The organism is Ruminococcoides sp. (genome assembly GCF_057037865.1).
In genome coordinates, this window is the sequence record NZ_DBLZMS010000005.1 from 51,370 (window position 1) to 70,905 (window position 19,536).

Below are 19,536 nucleotides of genomic sequence, written 5' to 3' on the forward strand. Positions count from 1 at the left end.
AGGGTTATGAATGTTTAAATCGGAAAACAATCAGATTACAATAGACCAGGTGAGAAAGCTTGACGAGGAATATACTCTTGTCGATATCAGAGATGAAATTTCGTTTGAATACGGTCACATTGACGGTGCAAAGAATATTCCGCTTGCAAAAATCAAAGAGGATAATTCACTTTTGCCAAAAGACAAGCTTGTTGTCCTCTGTTGCAAAAGCGGTCAGATAAGTGACGAGCTTGCAGAAAATCTGCGTGATGACGGATTCAATGCCGTGAATCTTGAGGGCGGTTATTACAGTTGGTTGAGAAGTCAATTCGAGAATGAGGACTATGCAACCGATGTTGAAAAGAGCATCCGCAAAAAGTTCAGCAAGACGATTTGGAGCAGATTTACTGCGGCGATCATTGAATACAAGCTTGTTGAGCCGAACGATAAAATTGCCGTCTGCATTTCGGGCGGTAAGGATTCAATGCTTATGGCAAAGCTTTTTCAGGAGTTGAAAAGACACAATAAATTTCCGTTTGAGCTTGTTTTTCTTGTAATGGACCCGGGCTACAGCGTTGAAAATCGTGATGTAATTGAGAGCAATGCCCGTAGGCTGAACATTCCGATAACTGTTTTTGAAACAGATATTTTTAATTCTGTTTACAATGTTGACAAATATCCCTGCTACCTTTGCGCAAGAATGAGGAGAGGTTATCTCTACAAAAAGGCAAAGCAGCTCGGCTGTAACAAAATCGCACTCGGTCATCACTATGACGATGTTATAGAAACTATTCTTATGGGTATGCTCTACGGCGGTCAGGTTCAGACGATGATGCCGAAGCTCCACAGCACAAATTATGAGGGAATGGAACTTATCCGCCCTCTCTACCTCGTTCGTGAGGCTGAAATCAAGCATTGGCGAGATTACAACAAGCTGAATTTCATTCAATGTGCGTGCCGTTTTACGGATACCTGCACAACCTGTTCCCCAAACAGCAACACAGGCTCAAAACGACAGGAAATCAAACAGCTTATCGCAAATCTGAAGAAAATCAATCCCCAGATTGAAAGCAACATTTTCCACAGCGTTGAAAATGTCAACCTCGATACGATTATTTCATATAAACAAGGCGATAATAAAGTTTCGTTTCTGGACAGATATGATGATATGGGGAAGGATAACTAATTGAAAATTAAAAATTGAAAATTGAAAATGAATGTCGGGAAGACAGTTTGCAAAATGCAAAGCAATGTCTTCCCGACTGTTTTTGTTTGTGTAAAAGCTGTTGTTTAAATGTAGGGGAGAACCGTGTTCTCCCGTTAGTAACGGTAGAAATTATATTTAAAAACAAACTTTATAAATTCGACAAAGCAATTGTTATACTGTAGCGGCGAACAGTGTTCGCCAATCGAAACGATTGTAAAATCGGTTCGACTTAATACAAATCGTTTGTTATATGAAATTTATATTTGCTATTTACCAAAAAAATTGGTTTTGCTTGATTTGTGTTTGCACACAAATCAATTGGCGAACCGTGTTCGCCGCTACAGTTGAACAATGACTTTGCGACATCTATACACTTTGTATTTATCATAATGTATGTTCTGTTACTTGCGGGCGTCCGATGAACGCCCCTACTTGTAAAATCATACACCGTGTCGGGTGTTGCATTGGGATGTAAAAAATAGCCCGAAAAGAAAAATAATTCTTTTCGGGAAATAAAACCTGTAAAAATATAAAAAAGTCAGTAAAATCCGAAAAAAATCCGAAAATTCTCTTGACTTATTGATTATTTCAATATAGAATAATAAAATGTACCATAATGGGGATATGTACCGAAGAGGTCGGGAAAATCCGCAAAAAACTTTATCCGACAAGGGGATATTATCACAAAAATCCTTTTGTGTCAAGAGCTTTTTATGAGCAGATTTTCAGTACCGCTTGCCCCGTTTCATAGATTTTTTAAGGAGTGATACGCCTATGGTTAATGTCAAACCCGTAAAGCTTGGCAACACCGAAAGAATGAGTTTTGGTAAAATCGATGAAGTAATTGATATGCCTAATCTTATCGACATTCAGAAAGCGTCATACAAATGGTTGCTTGACGAAGGTCTTAAAGAAGTATTTAAAGATGTTTCGGGCATTACCGATTATCAGGACAACCTTGTTCTCGATTTTATCGACTACACACTTGATGTTGATCACCCGAACTACAGCGTAATTGAGTGTAAGGTTCGTGATGCAACATATTCAGCTGCTCTCAGAGTAACCGCAAGACTTTTGAACAAGTCAACGGGTGAAATCAAAGAGAGCAATGTATTTATGGGCGATTTCCCGCTGATGACCGCAAGCGGCACATTCGTTATCAACGGTGCTGAGCGTGTTATCGTTTCACAGCTTGTAAGAAGCCCGGGCGTTTACTATAAAATGGATCACGATAAAACCGGTAAGGAACTGTATTCAACAACAGTTATCCCGAATCGTGGTGCATGGCTTGAGTATGAAACCGATGTAAACGATGTTTTTTATGTTCGTATTGATAAGAACCGTAAGCTTCCCGTTACATCATTTATCAGAGCACTCGGTCTTGGCACGGATGCCGAAATTCTCGACTATTTTGGTGACGACGAAAGAATGAGAGCTACTATCGAAAAGGATGCCGCTTCAAATGTTGAAGAAGGTCTTATCGAGGTTTACAAAAAGCTCCGTCCGTCTGAGCCTCCGACAGTTGACAGTGCGCAGACACACATAAACAACCTGTTCTTTGACCCCGGTCGTTATGATATGTCAAGAGTAGGCAGATATAAATACAACAAAAAGCTCGGTATTGCAAACCGTCTTGAAGGTCAGGTTCTTGCAGAGCCGATTGCCAACCCACGCACAGGCGAGGTTATGGCTCTTCGTGATGAAAAAATCACAAAGGAAAAGGCTTTTGAAATCGAAAACGCAGGTGTTAAGATTGCCTATGTAAAGGCTGCCGATGAAACAATCGTTAAGGTTATTTCAAACGGTATGGTTGACATCGCTTGCTATGTTGATTTTGACGCAGAAGCAGAGTGTGATATCAAGGAAAATGTTCGTTTTGATGTTCTTTGCGAAATTCTTGATTCCTGCGAGAATGAGGATGACCTCAAGGAAATGCTCAGAAGCCGTGCAGATGAGCTTGTTCCTAACCACATTACGGTTGACGATATCTTTGCAACAATCAACTACCTCAACTGTGTTGCTCACGGTGTCGGTAATACAGATGATATCGACCACCTCGGCAACAGAAGAATCCGCTGCGTAGGCGAACTTCTTCAGAACCAGTTCAGAATCGGTTTCTCCCGTCTTGAAAGAGTAGTAAGAGAAAGAATGACAACCCAGTCACAGGATATGGAGTCGCTTTCGCCTAACTCACTCATCAATATCCGTCCCGTAACAGCGGCAATTAAAGAATTCTTCGGTTCTTCACCGCTTTCACAGTTCATGGATCAGGGTAACCCACTTGCAGAGCTTACCCACAAGCGTCGTCTTTCAGCCCTCGGTCCGGGCGGTCTTTCAAGAGATCGTGCAGGATTTGAGGTTCGTGACGTACACTACACACACTATGGCCGAATGTGTCCTATCGAAACTCCTGAAGGCCCTAACATCGGTCTTATCTCATATCTTGCTTCATTTGCCCGTATCAACAAGTACGGCTTTATCGAAGCTCCTTATCGTAAAATTGACAAGGAAACAGGCGTTGTAACCGACGAGGTTGTTTATATGACAGCCGATGTTGAGGATAACTACGCTGTTGCACAGGCTAACGAACCGCTTGATGAAAACGGCAGATTTGTTCATTCAAGAGTTGTAGGTCGTTACCGTGACGAGTTCGTAGAGTATTCTCCCGAAAGATTCGACTTCATGGATGTATCTCCTAAGATGGTTGTATCTGTTGCTACGGCTATGATTCCGTTCCTTGAAAACGATGACGCAAACCGTGCTCTCATGGGTGCGAACATGCAGCGTCAGGCAGTTCCGCTTCTCCGCAGTGAAGCTCCTATCGTTGGTACAGGTATGGAGTACAAGGCAGGTACAGACTCAGGCGTTTGTATCCTCGCTGAGGAAGACGGTATCGTTATGAGCGTTGACGCCCGTAACATTCGTGTACAGTATGACTCGGGCAGAGTTCAGGACTTTGAGGTTATCAAGTTCCTCCGCTCTAACCAGGGTACATGTATCAACCAGCGTCCTATCGTGTCAAGAGGACAGAGAGTTAAGAAGGGCGAAGTTCTCGCAGACGGTCCCGCTACCGAAAACGGTGAAGTTGCTCTCGGTAAGAACGCTCTCATCGGCTTTATGACATGGGAAGGTTACAACTACGAGGATGCTGTTCTTATCAACGAAAAAATCGTTCGTGATGATGTTTATACATCAATTCACATTGAAGAATATGACACAGAGGCAAGAGATACAAAGCTCGGACCCGAAGAGATTACAAGAGATATCCCGAATGTAGGTGAAGATGTTCTCAAGTATCTTGACGAGGACGGTATCATTCAGATCGGTTCTGAGGTTAAAGCAGGCGATATCCTTGTCGGTAAAGTAACTCCAAAGGGTGAAACAGAGCTTACAGCCGAGGAAAGACTCCTTCGTGCAATCTTCGGTGAAAAGGCAAGAGAAGTCAGAGATACATCTCTCCGTGTGCCTCACGGTGAATGCGGTACTGTTGTTGATGTTAAGGTGTTTACCCGTGCAGACAGCAGAAACGAACTCCAGCCCGGTGTAAACAAGGTTGTAAGAGTTTACCTTGCACTCAAGAGAAAAATCAGCGTAGGCGATAAGATGGCAGGTCGTCACGGTAACAAGGGTGTTGTTTCAAGAATTCTCCCAATGGAAGATATGCCGTTCCTTCCTGACGGTACTCCGCTTGACATCGTACTTAACCCGTTGGGCGTACCTTCTCGTATGAACATCGGTCAGGTTCTTGAGGTTCACCTCGGTTATGCCGCAAAGGCGCTTGGCTGGAAGATTATGACTCCTGTATTTGACGGTGCTCATGAGCAGGACATTTTCCAGTGTCTTAAAGACGCAGGTTACAGCGAGGACGGTAAGACATGGCTTGTTGACGGCCGTACAGGCGAGCGTTTCGATAACCCTGTAACAGTAGGTTATATGTACTACCTCAAGCTCCATCACCTCGTTGATGAAAAAATCCACGCAAGAAGCACAGGTCCTTACTCTCTCGTTACACAGCAGCCACTCGGCGGTAAAGCCCAGTTCGGCGGTCAGCGTTTCGGTGAGATGGAAGTTTGGGCACTTGAGGCTTACGGCGCTGCTTATACACTTCAGGAAATTCTTACAGTTAAGTCGGACGATGTTGTCGGCCGTGTTAAGACCTACGAGGCTATCGTTAAAGGTCAGAATATTCCTGCTCCGGGTATTCCTGAGTCATTCAGAGTTCTTATTAAGGAACTCCAGTCACTTTCACTTGATGTTCGTGTTCTTAACTCTGACGGTGAAGAAATTGACATTAAGCAGAAGTTTGATGAGGACGAGGATATTGTTGATGCAACAAATCCGGAATTTGAAGAAGACCATGTAATGACATCAATGGACGGCTACACTCTTGACGAGGGCGGCGAAGAAGGCAATATGTTTGACGATTCACTTGCCGATGTTGAAGAGGACAGCTATACATCGGATGATTTCAGCGATGACTTTGGCAGTGACGATATGTAAGGAGGAAATGCAATGATAGATAATAATGTTTTTGACTCAATTAAAATCGGACTTGCTTCTCCTGAGCAGATGAGAGAATGGTCTTACGGCGAAGTTAAAAAGCCCGAGACAATTAACTATCGTACTCTCAAGCCTGAAAGAGACGGCTTGTTCTGCGAACGCATTTTCGGACCGACAAAGGACTGGGAATGTCACTGCGGTAAATACAAGAGAATCCGTTTTAAGGGTAAAATCTGTGACCGTTGCGGCGTTGAAGTAACCCGTTCAAAGGTCAGAAGGGAGCGTATGGGACACATTGAGCTTGCCGCTCCCGTGTCGCACATTTGGTATTTCAAGGGAATTCCTTCAAGAATTGCCCTTATGCTTGATATTTCTCCCAAGCTTTTGGAGAATGTACTCTATTTCTCACAGTACATCGTAACAGATCCCGGCGACTGCCGTGACCTTGCAAAGTATCAGTGCCTTACCGAGGGTGAGTACAATGATATGCGTGAGAAGTATGAAAACGACTTTGAAGCAGGTATGGGTGCCGAGGCAATCAAAAAGCTCCTTGCCGAGATTGACCTTGATGCTCTTTCCGCTTCACTTAAAGAAGAACTCGAAACTGCATCGGGTCAGAAGAGAGTCAGACTCCTTAAAAGACTTGATGTTGTTGAAAGCTTCAGAATGTCGGGCAACCGTCCCGAGTGGATGATTCTCGATGTTGTTCCGGTAATTCCGCCGGATATCCGTCCTATGGTTCAGCTTGACGGCGGTCGTTTTGCAACAAGTGACCTTAACGACCTCTATCGCCGAGTTATCAACCGTAACAACAGACTTAAAAAGCTCCTTGAGCTTAACGCACCTGAAATCATCATCCGCAACGAGAAGAGAATGCTTCAGGAATCCGTTGACGCACTCATCGACAACGGCAGACGAGGCAGACCGGTTACAGGACCTAACAACCGTGCCCTCAAGTCACTTTCGGATATGCTTAAAGGTAAGCAGGGCCGTTTCCGTCAGAACCTTCTCGGTAAGCGTGTTGACTACTCAGGCCGTTCGGTTATCGTTGTAGGACCTGAACTCAAAATGTATCAGTGCGGTCTTCCTAAGGAAATGGCACTTGAACTCTTCAAGCCGTTCGTTATGAAACGCCTTGTTGAAACTAAAGCAGAGCAGAATATCAAATCAGCAAGAAAAGCTGTTGAGCGTGCAAAGGACAATGTTTGGGACGCACTTGAAGTTGTAATCAAGGGACACCCCGTTCTCCTCAACCGTGCTCCAACACTTCACCGTCTTGGTATTCAGGCATTTGAGCCTGTTCTTGTTGAAGGTCGTGCTCTTAAACTTCATCCGCTCGCTTGTACAGCATACAACGCTGACTTTGACGGCGACCAGATGGCTGTCCATGTACCTCTTTCGGCAGAGGCACAGGCAGAAGCAAGATTCCTTATGCTCGCAGCAGGCAACCTTCTCAAGCCTTCTGACGGTCAGCCTGTTACAGTTCCTACACAGGATATGATCCTCGGTTCTTACTACCTTACACTTGATAAGGACGGTGAGAGAGGCGAAGGAAAGGTATTCCGTGATGTTGATGAGGTTATGATGGCTTATCAGACAGGCGTCATCGAGCTTCACTCAAAAATCAAGGTTCGCCGTGAGCTTGAAATTGACGGAAAAATCGAATCCGGTATTGTAGACACAACAATCGGTAAGATTATCTTTAACAATCCTATTCCTCAGGATCTCGGCTTTATCGACAGAAGTATCCCCGAAAACAGATTCAAGTTTGAGGTTGACTTCCTCGTTGGTAAATCGGGTCTTAAGAAGATTATTGATAAATGTATCAAAATTCACGGTCCGGTAAGAACAAGCGTTGTTCTTGACCACATTAAGGCACAGGGCTATAAGTATTCTACAAAGGGTGCTATTACCGTTGCCGTTTGTGACGCAGTTATTCCTCCTCAGAAGAAGGCGATTATTGCCGAGGCAGAGAAGGAAGTTGATGTTATTCGTGATGAGTTTATGATGGGTCTTCGTTCAAACGAGGAGCGTTACGAAGAAGTTCTTCGTATCTGGGAAAAGGCTACTAACGATGTAACCGACGCCCTCCAGAAAAACCTTGACCGCTACAACCCAATCTTCATGATGGCTGACTCAGGTGCCCGTGGTAGTATGAGCCAGATCAGACAGCTTGCAGGTATGCGTGGTCTTATCGCCAATACATCAGGTAAAACAATCGAAATTCCTATCAGAGCTAACTACCGTGAAGGCCTTAACATCTTGGAGTACTTTATTTCATCTCGTGGTGCTCGTAAAGGTCTTGCCGATACAGCTCTTCGTACAGCCGACTCAGGTTACCTTACCCGCCGTCTTGTTGATGTATCACAGGAAGTTATTATCCGTGAAGAGGACTGCGGTACTACAGAAGGTCTTGAAATCTTTGACATCAAAGCAGGCGAATCAAATGTTATCGAAGGACTCCACGAGCGTCTTATCGGAAGATATCTCCTTGATGACTTCTGCGATTCTAACGGTAATGTTCTTGTTTCAAAGGATGTTATGATGGGCGACAAAGAGGCTGACATTATCGTTAATTCGGGTGTTGACCACATCAAGATTCGTTCGGTACTTGAATGTCGTGCAAAACACGGCGCTTGCCGTAAGTGCTACGGTTCTAACCTTGCCAACCGTCAGCCTGTTACTGTCGGTGAGGCTGTCGGTATTATTGCCGCTCAGTCAATCGGTGAGCCGGGTACACAGCTTACAATGAGAACATTCCATACCGGCGGTGTTGCATCTGCCGAAGATATCACACAGGGTCTTCCGAGAGTTGAAGAGCTTTTCGAGGCTCGTAAACCAAAGAGCCTTGCAATCATCAGTGAAATCGACGGTGATGTTCGTTTTGAAGAAATCAAAAACGCAAAGCACGCTGTTATCTTTAACAAGGAAACAGGCGAAGAAAGAGCTTACCTCATTCCTTTCGGTTTCCGTGTAAAGGTATTTGACGGCGACCACATCAAAAAGGGTGACAAGATTACCGACGGTGCTGTTAATCCGCACGATATACTCGATATTCTCGGACCCGAGGCAGTCATGAACTACCTTATTTCGGAAGTACAGAGTACCTACCGTTTACAGGGTGTTGAAATCAACGATAAGCACATTGAGGTTATCGTTCGTCAGATGATGCGTAAGGTTAAGGTTGAGGACGCAGGCGACACAGGCTTTATGTCAGGTCAGACCTACGACAAGAACGAAGTTCTTTACGAGAATGAGCAGATTAAAAAGCGTATTGCCAACGGCGAAGAAGGTCTTCGTGAGGCAACATTCACTCAGCTCCTCCTCGGTATCACAAAGGCCGCTCTTGCAACAGACAGCTTCCTTTCAGCCGCATCATTCCAGGAAACAACAAGAGTTCTTACAGATGCCGCTATCAAGGGTAAGGTTGATCCGCTCGTCGGTCTTAAAGAGAATGTTATCCTCGGTAAGATTATCCCTGCAGGTACAGGTATGCAGAGATATGCAGATGTTCAGCTTGAGAGTAATTCTGAGGCAGAAATCGTTGAGAATGACGATACAGACGATGTTATCGTTGCTCTTGAAGACGATGAAATTATGGACTTCTGATTTAACTGAAAACATATAATGTATAAAAAAACCACGGTATGTGCCAAATGGTACATACCGTGTATTTTTTCGTTTGCAAACTGTCTGCCCGACCGCAATTTTCAATTTTCCATTTTCAACTTTCAATTTTAAAAAACTTTCGCTCTGGCATAATATGTTTTTACATTACAAACTGTCTTCACGAACAGGGAATGGCGACTCGCCGTATCACAAATAAAAAAGTCGGGAAACAGAAATTTTGCATTGAAAATCTGCTGCCCGACTTTAATTTTTAATTTGTAACTATTTTCTGCCGAGAATGTAATCTGTGGAAACTTTGTACAAATCAGCCAGTTTAATTAAATGCTCAACAGGAATTGACTGAAATCCTCTTTCGTAGCGTGAATAGACCGTCTGCTGAATTCCTAAATATTCGGCAACTTCACTTTGTTTCATATCATGATCTTCTCGCAAATCACGCAGTCTTTTAAAATACATATTATCACCTTGTATAGTATCTATCGGTACTATTGACTTTATCATAAATGGGTGATACAATGATTTTATAGTACTTAAAAGTACTAAAGCATTTAACTTAAAAGCACGCCGCAGTTTCAAGTGAGAAAAACTGCGGCGTGCTTGAATTTTAGGTTATAAAATTCTCAACATAATTTAATTCACGAAAATATCTTTTCTTCTGTCAAAATAAACCTTGTTGACAATTGCCATAACAATCGGTATAACGCACTGACCGACTGTTGACGCATCGAATGCCATGTAATCTGTTGTGCATGAAATTAAAATGGCATAAATAATCGCAATGGCAATATTAAGACCGTAAAGTGCAACAATCATTTTCGGACCGTTCTTTTTCAATCCTGAAAGCTGAAAACGGGTTACGATCATAAAAACGGCAAGTACAAGAAGCAATATGCCATACACGATGTCAACCGCTTTTACACCCGGATAAAGTGAATATACGGTAAGCGGATCAATTTGCTCGGTTTCGTAAATACTGCCTGTCATGTATAAAACAGCATAGCATACATTAAAGAACGCACCTGCAAAAAGTGCAAAGTAAATCAGAAATTTGTACCAACCCATCTGATGTCCGTTGAATTTATCGGGATACTGTGGATACTGCTGATATGGTTGATTGTACATCGGTTGCCGATACTGATTCGGTTGCTGATATTGGTTGTAATTTGGCTGTTGATATTGCTGATTAGGCTGCTGATAATTAGCCTGCTGATTGTTAAAATCAGGCTGAGTGTTTTGCTGTTGATTGTTTATGAGCGGTGTACCGCATGACTGACAGAATTTTGTGCCGTCAGGACATTGATTTCCGCAATTCGGACAAAACATAGAATCCCTCTCTCAAGTAAAATCAGAGATTAAATCTCCGAAAAAATTTTATCATAAATAATTACAATAATCAACAAAATTCTCAAAATGTACATTAAATAACCCTCCGAAATCATCGGAAAGGTAAATCTTTTATGATTTTATCTGTTTAAGCCCGATTTTCTTTTGTCAAGATAATCCTGAAGAATTATTGTGGCGGCAACCTCGTCAACGACATTTTTACGCTTTTTTCCTCTTGTATTTGTGGTGTTGAGAAAATTGTGAGCCGTAATTGTTGTTCCACGCTCATCCTGCATAACGCATTCAATGCCTGTTTCATTGCTCAGATTTTCGGCAAACGCTCTGGCATTCTGTGCGCTTTCGCCCTCACTGCCGTCCATATTTTTCGGAAGTCCCACAACAATAAGCTCGGCTTTTGTTTCTTTGGCTGTATTTGACACCTTTTCAAGCAACTGTTTCGGTGACTTTTCAAAAATAACCGTATATGGCGACGCTAAAAACTCGGTTTTGTCGCATACGGCAATGCCTGTGCGTGCTTTTCCGAGGTCAACTGACATTATAATCATTTTGTTTGTCCTTTCACTTTGGTTTACTCCATTATAATGCAAAATGAGAATTTTAACAACGGCTTTTTTTAATGTTGAACAATCTTTTGCGTAATTACTTTATTAAGTTTTTTCAAAGCTTTGTTTCTACAAAAGAATATAAAAATTCTCATTCACAAAAAGACAAAACTGTTACCCATAATATCCTATAATAAAAATACAAAAAGAAGTAAATCATTAAAGGGATGTTGATTTTTATGGAAGCAAAAACTACTTTGGCTCACAGACAGGACGCTGTTCAGGGCGATTTTATGCGGAAAATGCTCACAAACGCAGGTTGTCTGCTCTGCGGAATTTTGGTGTCACGGGGAGCGGTTCTCGGAAGCCTTGCACCGTTCGGGGCGTCATTTGCGGCGGCAGTTCCGAGAAAGTATCTTTTGTCATCACTCTTAGGCACGGCATTCGGCTACGTCCTGCTCAAACCCTCGGACAGCTTTCGTTACCTTGCCGTTGTGGCGGCAATAGGCGGTCTGCGGTGGCTGCTCGGTGATCTTGACAAGGTTACAAAAAGCAAGGTTTTTGCTCCGCTTGTGGCATTTGTTCCGATTTTTGCAACGGGTATTTCGTTGCTTTTTGTAAGCACAAGCACGCTGACAACCTTTGCCGATTGCGTGACCGAGGCGGTAATTGCAGGTGCGGTGGCATATTTTATCAGCACGGCACTGCACCTTGCAGGCGACAACAGAAGTTTTGAAGTTTTTTCGCAACAGGAAACCGCAAGCGTGGTTATGTCGGGGTGTATCCTGATTCTGGCTTTCGGCAGTATTGCGTGGCAGAATATCTCGCTCGGCAGAATTATTGCAATGCTCGTCATTTTGCTCTGTTCACGCTACGGTTCGGTTACGGGCGGTGCAATCAGCGGAATTTCAACAGGGGCGATTTTCAGCATTGCGTCAAGAGAGAACGGCTACATCTGCGGAGGTTTTGCATTCGGAGGACTTATGGCGGGGCTTTTTTCACAGCTCGGAAAATTGGGTTGTGCGATTGCCTTTGTAATCTCAAACGGTGTGATGTGCCTTGCGTTCGGTTCGCAGTTTGGAACACCGTCGGGTGTGCTTGTTGAAAGCCTTGCCGCAAGTGCGGTGTTTATGGTTCTTCCGAAAGAGGTCGGCAATGTGATTTCGCCCGTGTTTTCAAGCGACAAAAATACATCGCTCGGAGAGGCTCTGCGAAAAAATATTGTTATGCGACTCGACTTTGCCTCAAAGGCAGTCGGCAATGTGAAAAACGATGTTTCAAAAGTTTCCGAAAAGATGAAAAAGCTCTATTCGCCCTCATTTGACGCTGTTTGTGAGGGTACAAGAAATGAAGTCTGCGAAACCTGCGGACTGAAAATGTACTGCTATGAACACAAGGGCGGTGTCACCCGTGACGATTTTGCAAGGCTTGAAGAGTATCTTGAATCGAACGGCACAATAGGCGAAAGAGATGTTGAAAAATCTTTCGTAAAAAACTGCTGTAAAAAAGGCGAAATTGCCCGTTCAATGAACGCAAACTACCGTGAATATCAGTCGGCGCTTGAGGCACAACAAAGGATTACCGATGTGCGGAGCGTTGTTGCAGGGCAGTTTTCCGGAATCGGCGATATTCTCCACGATTTGGCTGATGAATTTCGCAACACAATGCGGTGCGATAACGAATCTGCACAACGGATAATCAGCGCCCTCACAAGCCTCGGTGCAATTGTTGAGGAGTGCATCTGCCTTGTGTCAAACGGCGGAAGAATGAGCGTGGAACTTACGCTCTCGAATAAGTCCGAAAAGCTTTCTAAGGGCGAGGTTATGCGTGAGATTTCACGCTGTTGCGGAAGAAGATTTGACCTTCCGACAATCAGCCGTGAGGGCAACAGAATCCGTATTGCAATGTGCGAAATGCCCGTGTTTGATGTTGAAATCGGAAGCGACCAGCACACCGCCGACAACGGTAAGCTCTGCGGTGACTGCATAAATTATTTCAATGACGGTTTCGGCAAAACATATGCGCTCGTGTGTGACGGTATGGGTACGGGCGGCAGAGCCGCCGTTGACGGCAATATGGCGGCGTCTGTTATGACAAGATTGCTAAGGGCGGGACTTTCAGCCGACAGCTGTTTGCAGATTGTGAACTCCGCCCTCATGGTGAAAAGTGAGGACGAATCGCTTTCAACGGTTGATGTCACAAGTGTTGACCTCTACACAGGCAAAACCACCTTCAAAAAAGCAGGCGCACCCGTAACATTTGTAAAGAAAAACGGCAGGGTAACGGTTCGTGAAATGCCGTCGCTCCCTGCAGGAATTCTAAACGGTATAAAATTTTCAACTGACACGGTAAATCTGACAACGGGGGATATGATTGTTATGGTATCAGACGGTGTAATTACGGGCGATGACAAATGGCTCGAAAAGCTTATTCGCACATGGAATGAGGGCAGTACCCAGGATCTTGCAAAGGCTGTTGTTGACGAGGCGGTAAAGCACCGTAAGGCCGACCGTGAGGACGATGTCACCGCCGTTGCAATCAGAATTACGGAGAACGGACATTGATTCAAATTAAGTTAAAAATTGAAAAACGGAAAATATAGCGGAGTTAATCGGACACACGCAAGTAAAGGCACAGAATTTATGTAAAATAAAAAGAAAGTACCCGTTTGAGTACTTTCTTTTTTGGTGCGCCAACAGGTGTTTTATCTATCTAAGTTATTCTACCTCGCTTGTTGCGGCTTGTTCAAAGCTAAAAATTCATCAACGCTCTCGCTAAAAACAGTCCGCCGGACTGTTTTCTTAACGCTCGCCTTCGAGTCCCTGTTCACGCATAACGGTAAAATAAAAAGAAAGTACCCATTTGAGTACTTTCTTTTTTGGTGCGCCAACAGGGACTCGAACCCCGGACCGACCGGTTATGAGCCGGTAGCTCTAACCAACTGAGCTATTGGCGCGTATTCTGTTTTCATTTGACAAATAGTTTATGCAATGTCAAATATCGTAATCAGCTTACGCAAAAAATATTATATCAAACTTTCCTTTGATTGTCAATGATTTTTATGCCGTAATATCCATTGTGGTTTTGCACAGTAAATTTAAATAAACTTACTTTTCACTTGTTCAAATCAACTGCTTGTGTTATAATTGCCTTATACGGACGGTGAAGATACACTTGACCGAAAAATAATTTGGAGGTTTTTAATATGGCAGAAATAAAAGCGTTCAGAGGAATGCGTTACAACACGGAAAAAGCAGGCGAAATTTCTCAGCTTTGCTGTCCGCCTTATGACATCATAAGCGAGGAACAAAGACTCGGTTATATCAGTGAAAACGAGTATAATATCATTCGGCTTGAGCTTCCGAAAGAGGGCGAAAACCCGTATCAGACAGCAAGAGAAATCCTTGATATGTGGCGGAACAGGGGTGTTCTTGTGAGCGAGGACAAGCCTGCAATCTATGTTTATGAGGAAGAATTCACGGCTTACGGCGAACGCAAGAGCATCAAGGGTATCATCGTCCGTGTTCATCTTGAAGAGTTTGAAAAAGGAATCATTCTTCCGCACGAGTTCACTCTTTCAAAGGCTAAAGAGGACAGACTTAATCTTATGAAGGCAACAAACTGCAATTTCAGTCAAATTTATGCCCTTTATATGGACAGCGAGCATACAACTCTTGCAACAATTGATAATGAATCTAAGAACGCACCAAAGCTTGAATTTACCGACGGCGAGGGTGTTACTCACAGACTTTGGATTGTTACGGATGAAAATGTAATCGCAAAGCTTTGTGCAGATTTTGCCGACAGAAAGCTCTATATTGCAGACGGTCACCATCGCTATGAAACCGCTCTAAACTATCGAAACTACTGCCGTGAAAACGGTCTTTCAAAGGTTGGCGATCCTTGTGATTATCAGATGATTTACCTTGTTGACATGGAGCATCCGGGACTTGTTGTATTCCCGACACACCGCCTTGTGCGTGATTTGCCGGACTTTAATGTTGAAAAAGTTCTTGACGGTTGCAGGGAATATTTTGATGTTACCGAAATGAACGGTACGGACAATATGGAAAGCGAGCTTGCAAAGCTCTATGACGAGGGCAAAAAGGCATTCGGATTCTATGTCGGAAACGGAAAATGGTACAGGCTTGTGCTGAAAAGTCTTGACATTATGGACAAGCTTCTTCCCGAATTGAGCGAACCGTCAAGACAGCTTGATGTTACCGTTCTCCATTCACTTGTGCTTGAAAGAATTTTCGGCATTGATAAGGAAAATATGGCAAATCAGATTAACCTTACATACACCAAATTTTTCTCAGAGGCTGTTGAGGGCGTTGACAACGGCAAGTTCCAATGCTCGTTTGTGCTTAATCCGACAAGAGTAACCGAAATCCGTGATGTTGCCGCCGCCGGCGAAAAGATGCCGCAGAAGTCAACATATTTCTATCCGAAGATGATTACGGGCATGGTTATGAACGATATCGGAGTTGAATAATGAACGAAAAGATGCGTAGAAAAGACAGGAAAACCACCGAAGAAAGAGCCTATGAAATCCTTAAAAACGGTGAATACGGCATTTTGTCAACAATCGGGGAGGACGGTTATCCCTACGGTGTGCCTGTAAATTTTGCCGTTGAGGGCAACAAAATTTATTTCCATTGCGCTCCAAATTCGGGTTTGAAACTGAAAAATGTTGAATACAGCAACAAGGTTTCGTTTTGCACGATTCAAAACAACAGAATTGACGGTGCAAAACTGACTTCAAAATACGAAAGTGCGGTTGTGTTCGGTACGATTGCAAAATCGGTTAAAAACAAGAACAGAGGTCTTGAACTGATTGTTGAAAAATATGCTCCCGAATTTATCGAAAGCGGAAAAAGGTGCATAGACAAATCGGGCAGTATGACAGGCGTTTATGAAATCACAATCGAAAAAATCACGGGCAAGGAAAATAAATAGTTTATTTATAATTGTTTAAGGGCAGAATATGAAAGAGGTGAGTATATGAAAATTCTTGTTGTCTTTACGGGCGGTACAATCGGCTGTGTGCGTAAGGGCGAGGTGCTTTCGCCCGACAATGAGCAGAAATATATGCTCACGCAGATGTATCTTGACAGGTACGGCGATGTTGATTTTGACACGGCTGAGCCTTATACCGTCCTCAGCGAAAATCTTGAGGGCTGTCACATGAACAGGCTTGCCGACTGTCTGCAAAGCTATGATTTGAACAGCTATGACGGTATTGTTGTAACTCACGGAACGGACACTTTGCAATACACCTCTGCATTTCTTGCTTATATTTTTGACGGCTTAAATGTGCCGATTGTGCTTGTTTCGGCAAATTATCCGCTTGATGACAGCCGTTCAAACGGCTTTGAAAATTTTGTCGGTGCGATTGACTTTATAAAAGCTGGCAGCGGAAACGGTGTTTTTGTTTCGTACAAGAATGCCGATTTGCCCGTGACAATTCACAGAGCGTCAAGACTGCTTGCACATTCGGCATACAGCGACGAACTGCACAGCATTTTTGACGAAAGCTACGGTAAAATTCAGAACGGACTTTTTGTGAAGAATACCCGTTATAAGGCATTAAAAAGCGAGTTTGCTTTTGATGAAAGCGTCCGACTTTCGGATAACAGCAATGTGCTGAAAATTTCCGCAACGGTTGGTATGCAGTATCCTGAAATTACGGAAAATGTAAAAGCCGTTTTACTTGAGGGATTCCATTCGGGTACGCTGAATACTGACGGTAAGGCTTTGAACGACTTTTGTCAAAAAGCAAAAGCAATGAATATTCCCGTATTTTTGACGGGTGCGTGCAAGGGCTTTTATTACGAAAGCAAGCTGAAATTTGACAGGCTTAATATAAAAGTTCTGCCTCCTGCATCACCGATTGCAATGTACATCAAGCTGTGGCTTTTGCCGAAAAGTGAATTTGACAAGGCTTTTTTGCCCTGTGCAGAAGATTTTTACGATAACGATTGACAATTTACAGATATAAAAATAAGGACAAATGACTTGATGGTCATTTGTCCTTTTAGGTTATTGTATTAAATTATTCGTCTTTGCTTTTATCTTTGAAATTATCTTCTGTGATGTTGTAGGTTGCACCTACAACTTCCTGAGTAAGATACTTTTCGTTTTCGGCAAGCTTTTCCGAACGGTTGTCTGCCTCCTCATTTTCTTTACCCGGCCATTTCTTGTAAACTACCTTGAGAAGAATAGGTGTTGCAAGCGATGAAACGATGATGAGAATAATAATAGGAGCAAAAAACTGCGGTGCCATAAGACCTGTGTCAAGTCCCTTTTTGGCAACAATAAGACCGACCTCACCACGGTTCATCATACCTACGCCGATTTTGAGCGAGTCGGGCATATTGAATTTGCAAAGCTTTGCCGTACCGCCGCAGCCGATAACCTTTGTCAAAAGTGCAACTGCAACGAGTGCAATTGAGAACCAGAGCATTGAAAGGTTGAAATCGTTAAAGCTTGTCTGAAGTCCGATACTTGCAAAGAATACAGGTCCGAAAATCATGTACGAGCTGACATCCATCTTTCTTTCGATGTACTGTGAATCCTTGATGTTACAGAGGATAATACCTGCAACATATGCACCTGTGATGTCTGCAATTCCGAAAAATTCTTCCGCACAATATGCACACGCAAAGCAGAGAACAAGGCCGAAAATCGGAATTCTTCTTGAGTGCGGCCAGAGCTTGTCGAGCCACTTGAAGAGAAAATAAAGTGCAAAGCCGAGTATAAATGCAAGAACAAAGAAAAGTACAATGTTGATGCAAACGGACGCAGGCTGAACATCGGGGCTTTTGAAACCGATTACAATGGTGAGAAGTACGATGCCGATAACATCGTCTATAATTGCGGCTGAAAGAATTGTTGTTGCAACCCTTCCTTTCAGGTGTCCCATTTCTTTAAGAGCCTGAACAGTAATACTAACCGAGGTTGCCGCAAGGATTGTTCCCATAAATACAGCCTCAAGCATCGCAAGGTCGCCGTCACCAAAGCCGAATACAAGGTAAACAGCCGCACCGCCTGCAACCGAAACGATTACACCGGCAAACGCAACAAGCAAGGCAACAGGTCCTGTTTTGATAAGCTCTTTAAGATCTGTTCCCAGACCTGCCGAGAACATCAGCAATATAACGCCGATTTCAGCCATACCTGAGATGAACCCGTCATACGAAACAAAATTAAGCATACAAGGTCCTACGATAAGACCTGCAATAATCTCACCCACAACCTGCGGTGCGCCGAGCTTTCTGGCAACAATACCGAGAAGCTTTGCCGCAACAAGGATTATGGCAAGATTCTTCAGAATATCAAGTGTGTTAATTTCCATAACTTCTTTTTCGGACAGACTTCAAACGCCTCCTAAACGGCAGTCTGACCGACTCTCCTTTCTCTCTTATAAAACCGAATATATTCTATCACAATCGACAGCGATTTTAAATAAATATTTTGAAGTTCGACAAAAATCGCACTTTGCACAAATTAATAAATAATACAGCTTGAAAAATATGCAAAAAGTATTTTTATGTATTATTGCTTTTAAGGGTTGGAATGCTTGCTTTTATGAGTTTTGTCATATGCTCGGAAATCACTGAAATCGATTCAATAAGTTCATCCGAATAATCGTTCGTGTTCTCCTGATTTTCAACAAAGGCATAGTATCCGCCGTAGATTGCGTAGTCAAGAAGTGTGCAGAATTTTTTATCATTTATGTACTCGGGATGATTTTCAAAGGTCATTTTCTTTAATGACTTTGAAATCTTCACAATAAGATTAGGATGCTGTGAACCCGAAAATACCGTGTCAATCAATTTCTTGTTTTCAGACACTGCGCCCAAAAGATTGCGATAAAATTTTACGGGCTCGTCAATCATCATCTGCGGATTGCTTATGGTACTTACAATGCCGTCAACTACCTCGCTCTCAATTTTGTCCGAAAGGTCGAACATATCCTCATAATATGTGTAGAAGGTCGATTTATTGATGAGCGCTTTTTCACAAAGCTCCTTAACGGTAATTTTGCGCAGTTCTTTTTTTGAACGCAGATTTACAAATGCGTCAAAAATACTTTTCTTGCTTTTCATAACTCTTATGTCCAAAGATAATCACCTGATTTTAAAATTAGTCGGTTTTCCAACGAAAGTAGCGTAATTGTCGCTTGTTTATGCTTTCGTTATTGTATATTATAACAGTATGGGATAAGTGTGTCAAAAATAAAAATTACGGATGAAACACGCATTCCATGACTATTTTTTGGAACGATTTTCACAGCAACTGACAATATTTCAGGCGAATCGACAAAATTAT

Annotated in this window: 11 protein-coding genes, 1 tRNA gene and 1 pseudogene; 7 read left to right on the forward strand and 6 right to left on the reverse strand. The window is 43.0% G+C overall.

Going from position 1 to position 19,536, the window contains the following annotated elements:
• Positions 1 to 10: 10 nt before the first annotated feature.
• From AC2HW8_RS05760 to rpoC, 3 genes and pseudogenes are all read left to right on the forward strand, one after another.
• Positions 11 to 1,165 (forward strand): PP-loop family protein, encoded by a 1,155-nt coding sequence (locus AC2HW8_RS05760; RefSeq protein WP_484327272.1) that lies wholly within the window; start codon positions 11 to 13, stop codon positions 1,163 to 1,165.
• A gap of 795 nt (positions 1,166 to 1,960) precedes the next feature.
• Entirely contained in the window at positions 1,961 to 5,686 is a 3,726-nt protein-coding gene (gene rpoB / locus AC2HW8_RS05765) for a DNA-directed RNA polymerase subunit beta (RefSeq protein ID WP_046433009.1), read from the forward strand.
• Positions 5,687 to 5,698: 12 nt separating this feature from the next.
• Positions 5,699 to 9,182, forward strand: a pseudogene (rpoC, locus tag AC2HW8_RS05770) (DNA-directed RNA polymerase subunit beta'); the annotation flags it as partial.
• A gap of 395 nt (positions 9,183 to 9,577) precedes the next feature.
• Here the strand turns inward: rpoC and AC2HW8_RS05775 are convergent.
• From AC2HW8_RS05775 to ruvX, 3 genes are all read right to left on the reverse strand, one after another.
• On the reverse strand, positions 9,578 to 9,817 hold the full coding sequence (locus AC2HW8_RS05775) for a helix-turn-helix domain-containing protein (protein WP_306540659.1): 240 nt from the start codon (positions 9,815 to 9,817) through the stop codon (positions 9,578 to 9,580).
• 129 nt (positions 9,818 to 9,946) lie between these two features.
• Complete coding sequence (locus AC2HW8_RS05780; protein ID WP_443951101.1) at positions 9,947 to 10,639, reverse strand: zinc-ribbon domain-containing protein; 693 nt, start codon at positions 10,637 to 10,639, stop codon at positions 9,947 to 9,949.
• A gap of 140 nt (positions 10,640 to 10,779) precedes the next feature.
• The gene (gene ruvX / locus AC2HW8_RS05785; RefSeq protein ID WP_015522831.1) at positions 10,780 to 11,205 is read right to left on the reverse strand and encodes a Holliday junction resolvase RuvX; all 426 of its coding nucleotides are present in this window, start codon (positions 11,203 to 11,205) and stop codon (positions 10,780 to 10,782) included.
• A 236-nt stretch (positions 11,206 to 11,441) separates the two neighbouring features.
• On the opposite strand from ruvX, the gene AC2HW8_RS05790 reads away from it, so the two are divergent.
• Positions 11,442 to 13,766 carry a SpoIIE family protein phosphatase gene (locus AC2HW8_RS05790; RefSeq protein ID WP_309372757.1) on the forward strand — a complete coding sequence of 775 codons (2,325 nt, stop codon included), beginning with the start codon at positions 11,442 to 11,444 and terminating at the stop codon, positions 13,764 to 13,766.
• A 315-nt stretch (positions 13,767 to 14,081) separates the two neighbouring features.
• Here AC2HW8_RS05790 and AC2HW8_RS05795 read toward each other — a convergent pair.
• Positions 14,082 to 14,158 (reverse strand) — tRNA-Ile (locus AC2HW8_RS05795).
• Between the two features lie 249 nt (positions 14,159 to 14,407).
• On the opposite strand from AC2HW8_RS05795, the gene AC2HW8_RS05800 reads away from it, so the two are divergent.
• Genes AC2HW8_RS05800 through AC2HW8_RS05810 form a run of 3 tightly spaced genes read left to right on the forward strand, consistent with a single transcriptional unit; the run spans position 14,408 to position 17,187 of the window.
• Positions 14,408 to 15,697, forward strand: coding sequence for a DUF1015 domain-containing protein (locus AC2HW8_RS05800; RefSeq protein WP_484327273.1), 1,290 nt, complete (start codon positions 14,408 to 14,410; stop codon positions 15,695 to 15,697).
• On the forward strand, positions 15,697 to 16,161 hold the full coding sequence (locus AC2HW8_RS05805) for a pyridoxamine 5'-phosphate oxidase family protein (protein ID WP_117951703.1): 465 nt from the start codon (positions 15,697 to 15,699) through the stop codon (positions 16,159 to 16,161). Before AC2HW8_RS05800 ends, AC2HW8_RS05805 begins: the two co-directional genes overlap by 1 nt.
• A gap of 45 nt (positions 16,162 to 16,206) precedes the next feature.
• Complete coding sequence (locus AC2HW8_RS05810; protein WP_303663900.1) at positions 16,207 to 17,187, forward strand: asparaginase; 981 nt, start codon at positions 16,207 to 16,209, stop codon at positions 17,185 to 17,187.
• 70 nt (positions 17,188 to 17,257) lie between these two features.
• Here the strand turns inward: AC2HW8_RS05810 and AC2HW8_RS05815 are convergent, their stop codons facing one another.
• On the reverse strand, positions 17,258 to 18,559 hold the full coding sequence (locus AC2HW8_RS05815) for a cation:proton antiporter (protein WP_118102187.1): 1,302 nt from the start codon (positions 18,557 to 18,559) through the stop codon (positions 17,258 to 17,260).
• Between the two features lie 193 nt (positions 18,560 to 18,752).
• Positions 18,753 to 19,328: a TetR/AcrR family transcriptional regulator gene (locus tag AC2HW8_RS05820; RefSeq protein WP_303663901.1), complete on the reverse strand. Its 576-nt coding sequence runs from the start codon at positions 19,326 to 19,328 to the stop codon at positions 18,753 to 18,755.
• Between the last annotated feature and the right edge of the window lie 208 nt (positions 19,329 to 19,536).